This window comes from Kitasatospora sp. CB01950, from assembly GCF_001905465.1.
GTDB lineage: Bacteria > Actinomycetota > Actinomycetes > Streptomycetales > Streptomycetaceae > Kitasatospora.
This window is the reverse complement of record NZ_LISX01000001.1, coordinates 161,605-177,609: the sequence shown is the minus strand read 5'-3', so window position 1 is coordinate 177,609 and position 16,005 is coordinate 161,605. Positions and strand designations below refer to the sequence as shown.

Genomic DNA, 16,005 nt, shown 5'->3' with positions numbered 1-16,005 from the left:
GTCCCACTCCTTCCGGGCCGCGCCGGGACGGCGCCCGGGCGGCCGGTTCCGATCGGTCATTCCGGCGCTCCGCGCAGCTGCCAGCCGAGCTGGAACAGGGTCTCCGCATCGTAGAGGTCTCGCAGCCGGGCGATGTGGGCGGCCACCGTCCGCTCCGACAGGCCGAGCCGGGAGGCGATGGCGCGCTGGGTGAGGCCCTGGGCGAGCAGCGCGCCGACCTCCTTGGGGACGCCGGTGCCGCGCGGACGGCCGGCCAGGGCGTGCCAGTCGATCCGGGCGGCCCGCGCCCAGTCCCGTTCGAACAGGTCGACCAGGGTGGCCAGCACGGCCGGGTCCTCGACGAACGCGGCCTGGTTGTCGTCCGGCGAGGCGCTGATGATCGCGATCCGCCGGTCGAAGATCAGCATCTTCCGGAACGGCTCGTCCAGGACCCGGATCCGCTCGCCGCCGGACGCGACCGTGGCCGCGTAGTCGACGGTGGGCGGGTCGGCGAGCGCGCCCGGCTGGTAGAGGGTGCGCATGCCGATGCCGCGGTCCAGGAAGGCCAGCGAGCGGGCCAGGGCCTGCCGCATCTGCCCGATCGGGCGGGCGCCGCCGGGCTGGGCGGCGAGCGTCTCCTCGTGCATCTCGGACTCGATCTGGAAGATCCGGTGCCGGATCTGCTGACGGTCGTTCACCCGCTCCACCGCGTGCGCCCGGTCGGGGCGGCGCGGGGCCTGGTCGTAGGCGTGCGCCAGGTCCTCCAACTGGGCCGGGGTCCGCTGCGAGCTCGCCAGCTTGCGGATCGCCGCCTCCCGCAGATCGACACTCAGCCGGTCGGCCACCGACCGCGGGTTGACGGCGCTCAGCGACTCGTCGACGACATGGTGGATCAGCAGCCCGAGCTCGACCAGCCGCAGCGTCGCGGCGGCATTCTGCTGCATCGCCTCACGGAACATCACCCGCCCGCCCTGCTCCAGCACATGGCGGTACAGCGCCCGCTCACTCTCGTCCGGGAGCCGGTCAGCCACGGGCACCGTCCCGCATCATCCGCCCCAGCTGGAACAGCGTCCGCGCGCCGTACCGCTCGCGCAGCCGCGCGAGGTGGGCAGCCACCGTCCGCTCGCCGACCCCGAGCCGGGACGCGATCGCCCGCTGGGTCAGCCCCTCCGACAGCAGCTCGGCCACCCGGCGCAGCACCTCGGGGAGTTCGGCGCCGTCCAACATCTGCCAGGGGACGCGTTCGGCACGCTCGAAGTCGCGCCGGAAGACGTCGGCCAGGTGCGCGACCACGGCCCGGTCCTCGATGAAGGCGGCGGTGCGGTTGTCCGCGGAGGAGGAGATGATCGCGACCTTGCGGTCGAAGATCATCATTCGGGCGAACGGCTCGTCCAGGACGCGCAGGCGCACGCCCCAGCCGATGGCGACGGCCGCGTAGGCGACGGTGTGGGGAGTTCGACGGGAGATCGGCTGGTAGAGGATGTCGGCCAGCACGCCGCGTTCCATGGCCTGGCGCATCCGGATGTTGCCGAGCGCTTCGGGCGGCCGGAAGCCGGGCTGGGCAACCAGCACCTGCTCTCTGAAGTCGGCCTCGAAGGCGAGCAGACGATGCTGGATCTGCTCCAGGCCGTGGACGTGAGTGATCTGCGGGTCCGGCCCGGAGCGGCGCTGGGCGGTGTCGTAGGAGTCGGCGAGGTCCTCGACGGCGAGCGCGGCCCGTTCGGCGCGGGCCAGCAGGTCGGCGGCGGCGGCACGCTGGGCCGCACTGAGCCGGGCCGAGACCGCGCGCGGGTCGACGGCGGCGACCCAGCCCTGGTCGACGTACTGGACGAGCAGGCCGAGGTCGAGGAGCCGGGCGGTCGCAGCGGGGTCCTGCTCGGTCAGTTCCCGCATCGAGACCCGGCCGGCCCGGAGGACGTCCAGGTAGAGGGCCTTCTCGACGACAGTGGGAAGCGCGGTCATGTCCGTCATCGGGTGCCGTCCCGCATCAGCCGGCCGAGCTGGAAGAGCGTCTCGGCGTCGTAGTGCTCGCGCAGCCGGGCGATGTGGGCGGCGACGGTGCGTTCGGAGCGGCCCAGGCGGCTGGCGACGGCGCGCCGGGTGAGGCCGGTGGCGAGCAACTCGGCGATACGGCAAGGGGTTTCGGGCAGCTTCCGGCCGGCCAGGTCGCGCCAGGGGACGCGGACGGCGCGGGCGAAGTCGCGTTGGAGGACGCCGACCAGGTGGTCGATCACGACGGGGTCCTCGATGAAGGCGGCGGCGCCGTTGTCGGCGGACGCCGAGATGACCGCGACCCGGCGGTCGAAGATCATCATCCGGGCGAACGGCTCGTCCAGGACCCGCACGCGCACGCCCCGGCCGGTGGCCGCGGCGCAGTGGGCGACGGTGTGCGGGGTTCGCCGGGAGACCGGCCGGTAGAGGACGTCGGCGGTGACCCCGCGGGCCAGCGCCCTGCGCATCCGGGAGTCGTCGTCCAGGAACTCCGGCGGGCGAACCCCGGGTTGGGCGGCCAGGCCCTCTTCCCGGTACTCGGCCTCGACCGCCGGCAGACGGTTCTGGATCTGCTCACGGCTGGTCAGGTAGAGGATCCCGCCGTCGGGTTCGCCGCGCCGCTGCGCGCCGTCGTAGGACTCGGCCAGCGCGTCGAAGCCCGTCGTCACCCGGTCGGCCCGGGCCGGCAGGCCGGTGGCGTGCTCCCGCAGGGTGTCACCGAGCCGCCGCCCGATCGTGCGTGGATCGACGGCCCCCACCCGGCCGCCCACCTGGTAGTGCTCCGGCCGCCCGAGCTCCAGCAACCGGGTGGCCGCCGCCGCGTCCTGCTCCACCACCTCACGCATCGAGACCCGGCCTGCCGCCGGCACGGCCAGGTAGAGCGCCTTCTCGCGTTCGGTCGGGGGAACGGCGCCCGGCTCAGTCACGGCCGCCGCCTTCCCGCATCAGCCAGCCGAGCTGGAACAGCGTCTCGGCCTCGTACTGCTCGCGCAGGCGGGCGATGTGGGCGGCGACGGTGCGTTCGGAGAGGCCCAGGCGGGTGGCGACGGCGCGCTGGGTGAGGCCGGTGGCGAGGAGGCGGGCGATCTGGTCGGCGGCGGTGCGGGTGGGAGCGGTGCCGAGCAGCAGGTCCCAGCGGACGCGTTCGGCGCGGGCCCAGTCGCGTTCGAAGCCGGCCACGATCGTCGCGACGGTGGCGGGGTCGAGGATCAGCGCGGCCCGGCTGTGGTCCTCGACGGCGGGGACGACGGCGGTGCACCGGTCGAAGACCATGGCGCGCTGGAACGGTTCGTCGAGCAGCCGGATCTCGCCGCCGGCCTCGGTGAAGGCGGCGGCGTAGCGGATCGCGGAGGGGTCGGCGAGCAGCCGGGGCCGGTACAGGGTGCGGATCCGGCAGCCGCGCCGCAGCACCGGGAGCTCCTGGTGGAACGAGGCCTCCAGGACGCCGGGGAGGAGCTCCCCGGGCTGGGCGGTGAGGGCCTCCTCCCGGCAGTCGGCGACGAGTTGGGCGATCCGCCGGCGGATCTGTTCGCGGCCGATCACCTGGACGTCGCAGCTGGCGGGTTCGATCGGCCGGGCGTGGCTCTCGTAGGCGGCGATCAGCGGGTCGAGGCGGCCGGGCAGGCGTTCGGCCCGGTTGAGCAGGCGGGCGGCCTCGGTGTTCATCTCGGTGCCGAGGGTCTCGGCCACCAGGCGCGGGTCGACGGCCAGGTAGCTGCCCCCCAGGCCGTCGGGGATCAGCAGGCCGGCGCGGAGCAGTTCGTCGAGCGCGGGCCGCTGCGGGTCGGCGATCCGGTCGACGGCGATCCGGCCGCCGGCTTCGAGGATCTCCAGGTAGAGGCACCGGGCACGGTCGTCGACCGGGGCGGGCAGGGGGGCGGGGTCAGCCACGTCCACCGCCTCTCATCAGCCAGCCGAGCTGGAACAGGGTCTGGGCGTTGTGCAGGTCCCGCAGCCGGGAGATGTGGCCGGCCACGGTGCGTTCGGAGAGGCCGAGGCGGGTGGCGACGGCACGCTGGGTGAGGCCCTGGGCGAGCAGCCGGCCGACCCGGTGGGTGACGGCGCGGGTGAGGGTGCGGCCGTCGAGGCTGTGCCAGTGGACCTGGTCGGCGCGGGCCCAGTCGCGTTCGAAGCCGGCCACCAGGTAGGCGATGGCGGCGGGGTCCTCGACGAAGGCGGCGCGGCTGTGGTCGTCGGCGGCGGGGATCACCGCGATCCGCCGGTCGATGACGATCATCCGCAGGAACGACTCGTCCAGGACGCGCAGTTGGGCGCCCTGCTCGGCCATCGCGGTGGCATGCCGGACGGCGCTGTCCTCGGTGAGCGCGACCGGCTGGTAGAGGGTGCGCATGGTGCCGCCCCGGCGGAGCATCAACTGGTCCTGGGTGTGGGCGAGTTCGAGGACGGCGGGCGGGCGCAGGCCGGGCTGGGCGCTGAGCAGTTCGAGCCGGCAGTCGGAGACCAGCTGGGCGATCCGCACCCGGATGCTCTCCTGGCCGTCCACGTAGACCGCCTGCCGGGCCCGGTCGGCGGGCCGGGGGACGGCGTCGTAGGCGCGGGCGAGCGGGTCGAGGGCGGCGGGCAGCCGGTCGGCGTCGAGCAGCAGCCGGGTGGCCTGGGCGCGCAGGTCGGCGCCGAGGCGTTCGGCGACGGCGCGCGGGCTGACCGCGACGTAGCAGTCGTCGATCCGGTTGGGCATCACCAGTCCGACCGTCACCAGCTGTTCCAGCAGCGCCCGTTGGCGTTCCGGGGCGAAGTCGGAGCCGGGCAGCGCCGGGTCGTCCAGCGGGATACGGCCGCCGGCGGCCAGGATGGCCAGGTACAGCCTGGCGGCGTCGTCCTCCGGCAGTGTGTCGTCCGGGTCGGACTTCGGGTGGTCCGCAGCCACGTCGAGCTCTCCTGCCGTCTTCCTCCGTTGCGGACGATGATCTCAGCAGGGCCGTCCGGCTCGACGGCGGGAGTCCCCGCGTACGGGCGTGTCCTCCGGGGCGGGTGCCGGGCACCCGGATCCCGGAGGACCCGCTCGTGTTACGCCAAGCGTCAAGGCGCTTTCGGCGAGGCGGAGCAGCAACGCCTCACCGATCGCGGTCCTTCCGCCATCACCACACATGGCGTCCGGACCGGTGCTCTTCCCCCCGTTGCGCAGATACGAACGCACCTGTCGCCCCCACGCGAAGAGCAAGTCGCCGACTCGGGCTGCGGCGGCCCGGGACGACTTGACGTGACTACACCCTCACAGCGCACGGAACATCGAACAAGTGGTCTCCGGCTGCAGGTTTCCGCAAGTGCAGGAACCTGCAGCAAACCGCCCGCCCACAGGACCGGAATCCTGGATTTCACCGCAATGCCCCCCTCTCCGACCAGGCATTCGTCCGATTCCGGCGGGGCGCTCGGGCGGTAGCGTCGCGAGGCACCGGAATGTCACTGGTCGATCCGAGAATTCGACAACTCTTTGCCAAATCCACCGATCCGGAATGGCCGACGCCGAATCCCCCGCTCCGATTCCCCACCCGACCGCCCCGGCTCACAGCAGCCGGCCGGCCCGCAACCCGGCGAACGTGCGCGCCGAGGCCACCGCCCAGGCCGTGCACAGCAGCAGCCAGAGCGCGACGGCGAGCGCGGTGAACCCGTCGAACCCGGTGTGCCGGGCCAGCGCCGACGTGCCGGTGACGAGCGTGCCGACCGGGAAGGTGAACGCCCACCAGGTCATGGCGAACGGCATCCCGGCGCGCAGCGCCCGCAGATTGGCGACCAGCGCCACCGCCAGCCAGAGCAGCGCGAACCCGATCACCGCGACGCCGTACACCTCGGCCAGGCCGCGGGCCACCGCCACCCCCTGCGGCCCGGTGCCGGGCAGCGCCAGCGGCAGCGCGTCCGCGAACTGGTGGACGGCGGTGGTGGACTGGCCGAGCGGGCCCAGCACCAGGAACAGCGACGGGGTGAGCACCACCGCGGGCAGCTTGCTGTGCACCAGACCGCCGAACACCACCGGCAGCAGCACCAGGGTGGCCAGCAGGCTCGCCCCGAACATCGCCACGCAGCCGTACAGCAGCGCCTGCCGGGCCGCACCCTCCGGCAGGTGGGGCACCAGCGCGGGGCCGAGTGCGGCGGCCACCATCGGGGCGACCACCGGCAGCAGCCAGGTCGGGTTGGCCTCCAGCGCGGACAACCGGTGCCTGGTGATCATCAGGTAGGGCAGCCCGGCGGCGACCGCCAGCGCGTACAGCGTCCCGGCGCTCCACAGCAGCACGTCCAGCGCCAGCCCGGCCCGGGCCCCGAGCACCGGCCCGCCGACCGCGAGCGCGCCGTAGCCGACCGCCAGCAGCGCCATCGGCGGGCAGCCGTAGAACACCGCGGCGGACGGGTCCTCCAGCAGGGTGCGGCGGGCCTGCTCGCGGTGGCGCACCAGGTGCACGCCCCGGGCCGCCAGCAGCACGACCAGCAGCAGCAGCGACAGCGTCCACACCGCCTCGGCGAGGGCGAGCCGGCCCGGCAGGTCGATCGGCAGCGCGGCGGCGCCGTTGCCGGTGATCGCGGTGCCCATCACGGCGGCGTACCAGTTGGGCCCGAGCCGGGACAGGTCGAGGGTGCTCAGGCGGGTACGCCCGGCGGTGAGTGTTGCCATACCGACCACCCTCGTCGGGCGGCCGGGACGGCGGTAGCGAGGCGTCCGCTATGAGGACATAGCCTGGGCCTATGGCTCTCTCCCCGCACGTCCCGGAACTCGGCGCCCTGGAGCTGCTGCTCGCGGTGGCCCGGCTGGGCAGCGTCGGCCGGGCCGCGGCCGAACTGGGCGTCAGTCAGCCCGCCGCCAGCGCCCGGATCAAGGGCATGGAGCGGCAGATCGGCGTCGCCCTGCTGGAGCGCTCGCCGCGCGGCTCCCGGCCCACCGAGGCGGGGCGGCTGGTGGTCGAGTGGGCCCGGCAGGTGGTCGAGGCCGCGCAGGCGCTGGACGCCGGCATCGACGCGCTGCGCGAACGCCGCGACGCCCGGCTGCGGGTGCTGGCCAGCCTGACCGTCGCCGAGTACCTGATGCCCGGCTGGCTGCTCGCCCTGAACGAGGCCAGCCCGGGCACCGCCGTCACCCTGCGCACCGCGAACTCGGCGGACGTCGCCGCCCGGGTGCTGGCCGGCGAGGCCGACCTCGGCTTCGTCGAGGGCACCTCCACCCCGCCCGGCCTGTCCGGCGCGGTGGTGGCCGCGGACCGGCTGGTGGTGGTGGTCTCCCCCGACCACCGCTGGGCCCGCCGCCGCACCCCCGTCACCGGCGCCGAACTGGCCGCCACCCCGCTGGTGCTGCGCGAGGTCGGCTCCGGCACCCGGGAGGTGCTGGAAGAAGCGCTCGCCCCGTACGGCGGGGCGGCCGCGCCCCGGTTGGAGCTGGCCTCCTCGACGGCGCTGAAGGCCGCCGCGATGACCGGCGCGGACCCGGTCTGCCTGAGCGAGCTGGCCGTCACCGAGGAACTCGCCACCCGGCGGCTGGTCGCCGTCCCGCTGACCGGCCTGGAGCTCCAGCGCCCGCTGCGCGCGGTCTGGCCGGCGGGCCAGCGCCCGGCCGGACCGGCCCGGCTGCTGCTCGGGCTGACCCGCGGGCCGACGTCCGGGCGACCGTTCGGACGACCGTCCGGGAGGCCGTCCGGGAGACCGTCCAAAAAAAGTTGAGCGGAATAGACTCAACTTAGTGCATGCTGTAGTCAGCAGGTTCGAGTTGTCCCGAAGACGAGAGGGGTTTGCCCGCAGTGGACGCCAGTAAGTTCACCAGCAAGACGCAGGAGGCCCTGTCCTCCGCCATCCGCCAGGCCGGCGCCGCGGGGAACCCCGACGTCAAGCCGGTGCACATCCTGCTGGCGCTGCTGGAGCAGCCGGAGGGCCTGGCCCGCCCGCTGCTCAAGGCCGTCGGGGCGGACGCCGCGCCGATCGCCGTCGAGGCCCGCCGGCAGGCCGCCGCGCTGCCCGCCGCCCAGGGCTCCACGGTCGCCGCCCCCCAGCTCGCCCGCGACACCCTCGCGGTGCTGGAGGAGGCCGGCAAGCGTGCCGCCGACCTCGACGACCAGTACGTCTCCACCGAGCACCTGCTGGTCGGCCTGGCCGCCGAGGGCGGCCCGGTGGCCGATCTGCTGACCAGGCACGGCGCCACCCCGAAGGCCCTGCTCGCCGCGTTCAAGGACGTCCGGGGCAGCGCCCGGGTCACCTCGCCGGACCCGGAGGGCAGCTACAAGGCCCTGGAGAAGTACGGCTCCGACCTCACCCAGGCCGCGCGGGACGGCAAGCTCGACCCGGTGATCGGCCGCGACCAGGAGATCCGCCGGGTCGTGCAGGTGCTCTCCCGCCGCACCAAGAACAACCCGGTGCTGATCGGCGAGCCCGGCGTCGGCAAGACCGCCGTGGTCGAGGGCCTGGCCCAGCGCATCGTCGCCGGAGACGTGCCGGAGTCGCTGCGCGGCAAGCGCCTGGTCGCGCTCGACCTGGCGGCGATGGTCGCCGGCGCGAAGTTCCGCGGCGAGTTCGAGGAGCGCCTGAAGGCCGTCCTGAACGACATCAAGGACTCCGACGGCCAGGTGATCACCTTCATCGACGAGCTGCACACCATGGTCGGCGCGGGCGCCGGCGGCGACTCCTCGATGGACGCGGGCAACATGCTCAAGCCGATGCTGGCCCGCGGCGAACTGCGCATGGTCGGCGCCACCACGCTGGACGAGTACCGCGAGCGGATCGAGAAGGACCCGGCCCTGGAGCGGCGCTTCCAGCAGGTGCTGGTCGGCGAGCCCACCGTCGAGGACACCATCGCGATCCTGCGCGGCCTCAAGGGCCGCTACGAGGCGCACCACAAGGTGGAGATCACCGACGCCGCGCTGGTCGCCGCCGCCACGCTGTCCAACCGGTACATCACCTCCCGCTTCCTGCCCGACAAGGCGATCGACCTGGTCGACGAGTCGGCGTCCCGACTGCGGATGGAGATCGACTCCTCCCCGGTCGAGATCGACGAACTCCAGCGCGCCGTCGACCGGTTGCGGATGGAGGAGCTGGCGCTCGACAAGGAGTCCGACCCGGCCTCGGTCGAGCGCCTCGGCCGCCTGCGCCGAGACCTCGCCGACAAGCAGGAGCAGCTGAGCACCCTCAACGCCCGCTGGGAGCAGGAGAAGAAGTCGCTGAACCGGGTCGGCGAACTCAAGGAGCGCCTCGACGACCTGCGCGGTGCCCTCGACCGCGCCCAGCGCGACGGCGACTTCGAGCGCGCCTCCAAGCTGATGTACGCCGAAATCCCGTCCGCAGAGCGCGAGTTGACGGAGGCCCAGGACCGCGCGGCGGACGAGCCGAACACCACCATGGTCAAGGAGCAGGTCGGCCCGGACGACATCGCCGACGTGGTCTCCTCCTGGACGGGCATCCCGGCCGGCCGGCTGCTGGAGGGCGAGAGCGCCAAACTCCTGCGCATGGAGGACGAGTTGGGCAGGCGCCTGATCGGCCAGCGAGAGGCCGTCCAGGCGGTGTCCGACGCGGTGCGCCGCACCCGTTCCGGCATCGCCGACCCGGACCGCCCGACCGGCTCGTTCCTGTTCCTCGGCCCGACCGGCGTCGGCAAGACCGAACTCGCCAAGGCCCTCGCCGACTTCCTGTTCGACGACGAGCGGGCGATGGTCCGGATCGACATGAGCGAGTACGGCGAGAAGCACTCCGTCTCCCGCCTGGTCGGCGCCCCGCCCGGGTACGTCGGCTACGAGGAGGGCGGCCAGCTCACCGAGGCGGTCCGCCGCCGCCCGTACAGCGTGGTGCTGCTCGACGAGGTCGAGAAGGCCCACCCCGAGGTGTTCGACGTGCTGCTCCAGGTGCTGGACGACGGCCGCCTCACCGACGGCCAGGGCCGCACGGTCGACTTCCGCAACACCATCCTGATCCTCACCTCCAACCTGGGCTCCGCCTTCCTGGTCGACCCGACCACCCCGGAGGAGCGCAAGAAGGAGCTGGTGCTGGAGACCGTCCGGCAGGCCTTCAAGCCGGAGTTCCTCAACCGGCTCGACGACATCGTGGTCTTTGACCCGCTGGGCACCGCCGAGCTCAGCCGGATCGTCGACCTCCAGATCGACGCCCTGGCCCGCCGCCTGCACGAGCGCCGACTCACCCTGGACGTCACCCCCGCCGCCCGGGACTGGCTGTCGCTGACCGGCTACGACCCGGCGTACGGCGCCCGCCCGCTGCGCCGCCTGGTGCAGTCCGCGATCGGCGACCAGCTCGCCAAGGAGATCCTCTCCGGCCGCGTCCACGACGGCGACACCGTGCTCGTCGACCGGGACGAGGCGAACGACCGGCTCAGCGTCGGCCCGAAGCCCTCGCTGGTCAAGTGACGTCCGCCGACGGGCGGAGCCTCCCTCCGAGGCTCCGCCCGCCGGCGTGTGCACACCCTGCGGGACCAGGCGGGAACACCCCGATGTCACTCTGTGCCGCAGGCCCCGAATGAGGCAGGATGGGGGCATGAGAAGGCGGCCCCCCATCGGCAGCCGACCTTGTGCACCGTGAAAGGGACATCCCCGTGAGCATCGACCCGTCGTCCATCCCGTCCTTCGGCCTGCCGCAGCCGCCGCAGGGCGGGCAGCCCGGTGGCGGTCCGGCCGGGCCGCCGCCGGTGATCGTCCCGGACCAGAACCTGGTCGCCCAGCTGCTCGACCAGATGCAGCTCAAGCACGTCGTGGACGAGGAGGGCGACCTCACCGCCCCCTGGGAGAACTTCCGCGTCTACTACATGTTCCGCGGTGAGCACAAGGAGCTGTTCGCGGTCCGCGCCTTCTACGACCGCTCCTTCCCGCTCGAGAAGAAGGGCGAGATCCTCGACCTGATCGACGAGTGGAACCGCGAGACCCTGTGGCCCAAGGTCTACACCCACACCCACGAGGACGGCGTGGTCCGCCTGATCGGCGAGTCCCAGATGATCGTCGGCAACGGCGTCAGCCTGGAGTACTTCGTCGGCACCACCGCCAACTGGACGCAGGCCGCGGTCGGCTTCGAGCAGTGGATGGTCGAGCGCCTGGGCCTGCAGGAGCAGGTCGAGGACGGCGAGGACGGCCCGGCCGACGAGGCCTGATCCTCCGCACGGACACCAGAAGGGCCCGCCCACCGGATCGGTGGGCGGGCCCTTCCGCATGGCCTAGGGCCTGTCGGGCGAGGGCGCGCGCAGCAGCAGGACGCCCTCGTCCTCCCGGACCGTCCGGAAGCCGTCCGCGCGCAGCCGGGCTATCTCCGTGGTCTCCTGCGCGCCGTTCAGCGGCCAGCCCATCGGATTGCGGGTGTCCACCACCACCCACTCCGCGGTGCGCCAGTCGTTCGGCCAGCCGAACTCGAACACCGTGCAGCGGCCGGTCAGTTGGGGCACCAGCCGGTTGCCGGCCGCCACCCGCGCGCCGGACGGTATGTCGGCCAGCACCGACTGCACCGTCCGCACGTGCGCCGAACTGCGCCAGAAACCGGCGTCGGTCGCCGACGCCATCGGGAAGAGCGGGAACAGCACCGCCGTCACCGCCACACTGCCGCACAGGAACGGCGCCGTCGCCCACCGGCCCCAGTGCGGCTTCGCGGCACGCAGCCGGATCAGCACGTCGACGAAGGCGGCGAACACGATCGGCATCAGCACCACGCTGTAGTGGTAGTTGGTGCCCCAGTACGCCGGGTTCTTGCTGAGCAGCCGCCAGGCCAGCGTCGGAACGGCCACCAGGAGCAGCGGCGAGCGCACCGCCAGCAGCAGCGTCGGCACCAGCAGGAAGAACAGCAGCCGCCCCTCGACGGTGGCCGTCAGCAGGTGCCCCGGCACCGACAACAGCCGTTCCAGCAAGCCGGGTTGGGCACCCGGCGCGCTCTCCATGTTGTCCCAGTAGTTGTAGGCGTGGCTGGGGCTCATCGCCGGCAGCAGCACCAGCAGCTCCAGCGCGGTGGCCAGCAGGCCGAACAGCGCCGTCGCCGCCCCGATCCGCCGTGCCCCGCGCCAGGCGATGCAGCCGCCGATCACGGCGACGGTGATCCCGAGGTCCTCCTTCACCAGGCAGAGCGGCGCCGCCCAGGCCGCCGCCGCCACCCAGCGCCGCTCCGCCAGCGCCACCACCGAGAAGGACAGCAGCGGCGCCGCGAACGCCACCTCGTGGAAGTCGAAGCCGATCGTCGACCCGACGCCCCAGGAGAACCCGTACCCGACCGCCACCGCGACGGCCGCCGCCGGGCCCAACTCCCGTTGCGCCCAACGGGAGATCGGCACCACCGCCAGCGCCAGCAGGGCGGCCTGCGCCAGCAGCAGCGTCTCGGCGGCCGGCCACACCAGGTAGAACGGCACCAGCGCCAGCAGGATCGGCGAGAAGTGGTCGCCGAGCAGGTTGAAGCCGTCCCCCTTCAGCGGGGTGACGGGCATCCCGACGTGGGCGTAGCCGCGCACCGCCTGCTCGAATATCCCCAGGTCGTACCCGGTGGTCAGCAGCAGGCCGTGGCGGCGCAGGCAGAACAGCGCGTAGAACACGAAGAACCCGGCGGCCAGGCCCCACGGCAGCAGCCGCGGCCAGTTGACCCCGCGCCACCCGGCCGGCGGGCCGTCGTCGCCCCCGCGCAGCCGGACGGAAGACGACGACACGACAGTTCCGGACGCCATTGCTTCACTTCCGATAGCCCCACACGGGCCCGGTTCCCCCCGGCCCGCGGATCCCCGAACGAGGATCACCCCTGTGGCCGCAGACTATGTCAGCCGCCGCGACCCGACGATCCGTTTGGACAAGGAGCGAAGCCGAGGGCCACGGCCCTCGGCTCCGCCTCGCCTCCCCGAACCGTCAACGGCGGCTCCGGCGGCGGTACCTGAGGAACAGCAGACTCCCGGCGGCGAGACCGACCGCGGACAGCCCGCCGACCACCGACGTGGGCAGGCTTTCCGGCTCGGCGGCCGACGCGGTGACCGCCTGCCCGGTGCCGCCGGGAGCCGCCGGGAAGGTGACGGTGGCGTCCGCGGCGTGCTCCACCAGGCCGCTGCGGAGCGTGAGCCGCACCGTCCACGGGCCGTCCGGCAGCCGCGGGTCCAGCGGGACGACCGCCTCCCCGCGCTCGCCCGGGGCCAGCGTGGTGCCGGTCTTCGCCGAGAACGGCCCGGCCCGCAGCCCGCCCGGCCCGTCCAGGAGCGCGAGCGCCCCGCCGACGTCCAGGGCCCGTCCGCCCGTGTTGTGGACCCGGGCGTGCAGCTCCGCCCGCCCGTCCCGGCCCCGCGCCGGGGTGACCTGCTCGATCTCGAAGTTCGACGCCGGCTCACCGCCCGGGCCGACGTCGACGTACATCCGCACGCCCACCCGGCCCAGGAGCTTCAGGTTGTGCGCACGGTCGGGGGACGGACCGGTCTGCGCCCAGATCACGCCGTACCGCTCGCCGGCCGCGGCGTCCCCGGGCACTCGGATCACGGCGCGCACCTGCGCCGACTCGTGGGCGGCCAGGTCGAGTCCCGAGGCGTCGAGCGAGGTCCAGCCGGTCAGCTCGTTCGGGGTGCGGTCCGGCGCGAACGCGAACTGCCCCTTCGTGATCCCGGCCGCCGCCGCGTAGACGTCGACGTGCATCGGCTCGGACGACCGGTTGCTGACCTCCACCCGCCGCTCGATGGTCGCGCCGGGCGCGAGGTGGTCGACGATGTACGCCTGCGCCCGGGGGTCGGCCCGGCGGTCCTCCGGGGCGTCGAGCAGCTTGATGCCGACGGTCCGCGTCCCCGGGCTCGCCTCTGCGGACGGTGCGGGCGCGGGCTCCATCGGCTCCATCGGCTCCACCGGCTCGACCGGCTCCACCGGACCGGGCACCGGCGTGGGCATCCCGTCCGCCGCCGCCGGCAGCACCCCGACCGCCTGGACGGCGGCCAGCGCCAGCAGCGGCACCACGTAGCGGCGCATCACCTTCATCGCCTCCCCTTCATCGCGTCAGGCAACGGACTGGGTCAGCGTTCCGGTGTAGAGCCCGCTGACCGCACTGGGCGGCACGTGCACGGTGACGGTCGGGTCCCAGGTCGCGGTGCTGTCGCCGACCCCCTCCGTCCCGGTGAGCACCGTCTGCGGGGAGTTGGACAGCGTCACGTTGGTCGGGGTGACGGTGATGACGCCGGTGGTGGTCACCGACCCGACCGAGTAGTCCGCGTCGGTGGCGGGAATCGTCGACGCCCCGTTCGCGAAGTCCGTCTCCGACGCGGTCACCGTCCAGGACGCCGACAGCAGCGCCCGGTCGTCGACGACGGTGCACGGCCCGATCGGCGCGCTGACGGTGGTGCCGGGCGCCCCCGAGCCGAGATCGGCGGCCACCGGCACCGACAGCGACAGGGCGCCCGAGGTGACGACGAACGTGACGGTGGTCGAGGGATCGTCCTCACCGGTGGCGAGGCCCGGCTGAACCAGGACGAGAGCGGCGGACACGGCCGCGACGGACAGGATGCGCACACGCACGATGACTCCTGAAGTAGCCCCCCAACGACGGACAAGCCGAATGACGCATCGTCAGACAATCGAGTGCGGCCCGCGCCCGCAACCCGGCCCACGACCTGCTCCGCCATCGGGACCACCGCACTGCGGCCGGATCGGATCGCTTGTCCGCGACCGGCGCCCGTCGCAGGATTGGCCGAACACAACTCGCGAGGAGCCGCAATGGGTGCAAGGCCGCTGCTGAACCGCCGACTGGCGGGCATGGGGACGACGATCTTCGCGGAGATGTCCGCCCTGGCCACCGCCACCGGCTCGATCAATCTCGGACAGGGGTTCCCGGACACCGACGGGCCGGAGGAGGTCCGGGAGGCGGCGGTGCGGGCGCTGCGGGACGGGCGCGGCAACCAGTACCCGCCCGGGCCGGGCATTCCGGAGCTGCGGGCCGCCGTCGCCGAGCACCAGCAGCGCTTCTACGGGCTGAGCTACGACCCGGACCGCGAGGTCCTCGTCACCGCGGGCGCCACCGAGGCCATCGCCGCCGCGCTGCTCGCGCTGCTGGAGCCCGGCGACGAGGTGATCGCCTTCGAGCCGTTCTACGACTCCTACGCGGCCTGCATCGCGATGGCCGGCGCGGTCCGCGTCCCGCTGACGCTCCGCCAGCCCGCGTTCCGGCCCGACCTGGACGAGCTGCGTTCGCTGATCACCCCGCGCACCCGGCTGCTGCTGATCAACACCCCGCACAACCCGACCGGCACCGTGCTGACCGCCGAGGAACTCGCCGCAATCGCCGAACTCGCCGTCGAGCACGACCTGTTGGTGATCACCGACGAGGTCTACGAGCACCTGGTGTTCACCGGCGCCCACCACCCCCTCGCTGCCCTCCCCGGGATGCGCGAGCGCACCGTCGCGATCTCCTCGGCCGGCAAGACCTTCTCGTTCACCGGCTGGAAGGTCGGCTGGGTCACCGGCTCCCCCGAGCTGGTCGCCGCCGTCCGCACCGCCAAGCAGTACCTGACGTACGTCTCGGCCGGTCCGTTCCAGTACGCGGTCGCCGAGGCACTGCGCCTGCCCGACGCGTACTACGACGACTTCCGCGCCGAACTGCGCCGCAAGCGCGACCTGTTGGCCACCGGACTGGCCGACGCCGGCTTCCGGGTGTTCGAACCGCAGGGCACGTACTTCATCACCACCGACATCACCCCGCTCGGTGAGAAGGACGGCATCGAGTTCTGCCGCGAACTCCCCGCCCGCTGCGGGGTGGTGGCGATTCCCAACGCGGTGTTCTACGACAACACCGACATCGGGCGCAGCCAGGTCCGCTTCGCCTTCTGCAAGCGGGAGTCCGTGCTGCGGGAGGCCGTCGAGCGGCTGCGCGGCCGGTAACCGTCGCAGCGGACGGGGCGCCCGGCGGCCGGAGGGACGCCGCCGGGCGTCCTGGCGTGTCAGGACGCCGGTGGCTTCGAGTGCGCTCCAGGAGTGCACGGCGCGCAAGACCGGCGTAGGGGCGCTCACCGGACAGAGTCCAACCCGGGACCGATCACACCCAGTCGGGCACAGGCCTCAGAACGGTGAATGAGTGCCAAACATGGGTAAATCCCTGACGGACCCGGAGAATTCGTGCTTCTCT

At 73.2% G+C, this 16,005-nt stretch carries 13 protein-coding genes; 4 read left to right on the top strand and 9 right to left on the bottom strand.

Annotated elements, in window-relative coordinates:
• Nucleotides 1-56 precede the first annotated feature (56 nt).
• From AMK19_RS00795 to AMK19_RS00770, 6 genes are all read right to left on the bottom strand, one after another.
• On the bottom strand, nt 57-1,010 hold the full coding sequence (locus tag AMK19_RS00795; RefSeq protein WP_241844185.1) for a LuxR C-terminal-related transcriptional regulator: 954 nt from the start codon (nt 1,008-1,010) through the stop codon (nt 57-59).
• Entirely contained in the window at nt 1,003-1,950 is a 948-nt protein-coding gene (locus tag AMK19_RS00790) for a helix-turn-helix transcriptional regulator (RefSeq protein ID WP_241844184.1), read from the bottom strand. Before AMK19_RS00790 ends, AMK19_RS00795 begins: the two co-directional genes overlap by 8 nt.
• Complete coding sequence (locus AMK19_RS00785; protein ID WP_073807216.1) at nt 1,947-2,897, bottom strand: LuxR C-terminal-related transcriptional regulator; 951 nt, start codon at nt 2,895-2,897, stop codon at nt 1,947-1,949. The genes AMK19_RS00790 and AMK19_RS00785 overlap by 4 nt, the downstream gene beginning before the upstream one ends.
• The gene (locus AMK19_RS00780) at nt 2,890-3,861 is read right to left on the bottom strand and encodes a LuxR C-terminal-related transcriptional regulator (RefSeq protein WP_143200001.1); all 972 of its coding nucleotides are present in this window, start codon (nt 3,859-3,861) and stop codon (nt 2,890-2,892) included. The genes AMK19_RS00785 and AMK19_RS00780 overlap by 8 nt, the downstream gene beginning before the upstream one ends.
• Entirely contained in the window at nt 3,854-4,858 is a 1,005-nt protein-coding gene (locus AMK19_RS00775) for a hypothetical protein (protein WP_083646414.1), read from the bottom strand. Before AMK19_RS00775 ends, AMK19_RS00780 begins: the two co-directional genes overlap by 8 nt.
• 636 nt (nt 4,859-5,494) lie before the next feature.
• Complete coding sequence (locus tag AMK19_RS00770) at nt 5,495-6,595, bottom strand: TDT family transporter (protein ID WP_073807213.1); 1,101 nt, start codon at nt 6,593-6,595, stop codon at nt 5,495-5,497.
• Nucleotides 6,596-6,666: 71 nt separating this feature from the next.
• On the opposite strand from AMK19_RS00770, the gene AMK19_RS00765 reads away from it, so the two are divergent.
• The 3 genes from AMK19_RS00765 to AMK19_RS00755 all read left to right on the top strand — a co-directional run bounded on the left by AMK19_RS00765 (nt 6,667) and on the right by AMK19_RS00755 (nt 11,047).
• Nucleotides 6,667-7,632, top strand: a complete 966-nt coding sequence (locus AMK19_RS00765) for a LysR family transcriptional regulator (protein ID WP_073807211.1) — start codon at nt 6,667-6,669, stop codon at nt 7,630-7,632.
• Between the two features lie 77 nt (nt 7,633-7,709).
• Nucleotides 7,710-10,313: an ATP-dependent chaperone ClpB gene (gene clpB / locus AMK19_RS00760; protein ID WP_073807209.1), complete on the top strand. Its 2,604-nt coding sequence runs from the start codon at nt 7,710-7,712 to the stop codon at nt 10,311-10,313.
• A gap of 185 nt (nt 10,314-10,498) precedes the next feature.
• A complete protein-coding gene (locus tag AMK19_RS00755) occupies nt 10,499-11,047 on the top strand; it encodes a YbjN domain-containing protein (protein ID WP_073807208.1) in 549 nt (182 codons plus the stop codon).
• A gap of 63 nt (nt 11,048-11,110) precedes the next feature.
• On the opposite strand, the gene AMK19_RS00750 is transcribed toward AMK19_RS00755, so the two are convergent.
• From AMK19_RS00750 to AMK19_RS00740, 3 genes are all read right to left on the bottom strand, one after another.
• Complete coding sequence (locus tag AMK19_RS00750; RefSeq protein WP_241844183.1) at nt 11,111-12,574, bottom strand: DUF2079 domain-containing protein; 1,464 nt, start codon at nt 12,572-12,574, stop codon at nt 11,111-11,113.
• 193 nt (nt 12,575-12,767) lie between these two features.
• The gene (locus tag AMK19_RS00745) at nt 12,768-13,868 is read right to left on the bottom strand and encodes a peptidase (RefSeq protein WP_198953148.1); all 1,101 of its coding nucleotides are present in this window, start codon (nt 13,866-13,868) and stop codon (nt 12,768-12,770) included.
• A gap of 18 nt (nt 13,869-13,886) precedes the next feature.
• The gene (locus tag AMK19_RS00740) at nt 13,887-14,402 is read right to left on the bottom strand and encodes a hypothetical protein (protein WP_073807207.1); all 516 of its coding nucleotides are present in this window, start codon (nt 14,400-14,402) and stop codon (nt 13,887-13,889) included.
• Between the two features lie 198 nt (nt 14,403-14,600).
• On the opposite strand from AMK19_RS00740, the gene AMK19_RS00735 reads away from it, so the two are divergent.
• Complete coding sequence (locus tag AMK19_RS00735) at nt 14,601-15,761, top strand: pyridoxal phosphate-dependent aminotransferase (protein ID WP_073807205.1); 1,161 nt, start codon at nt 14,601-14,603, stop codon at nt 15,759-15,761.
• Nucleotides 15,762-16,005 lie beyond the last annotated feature (244 nt).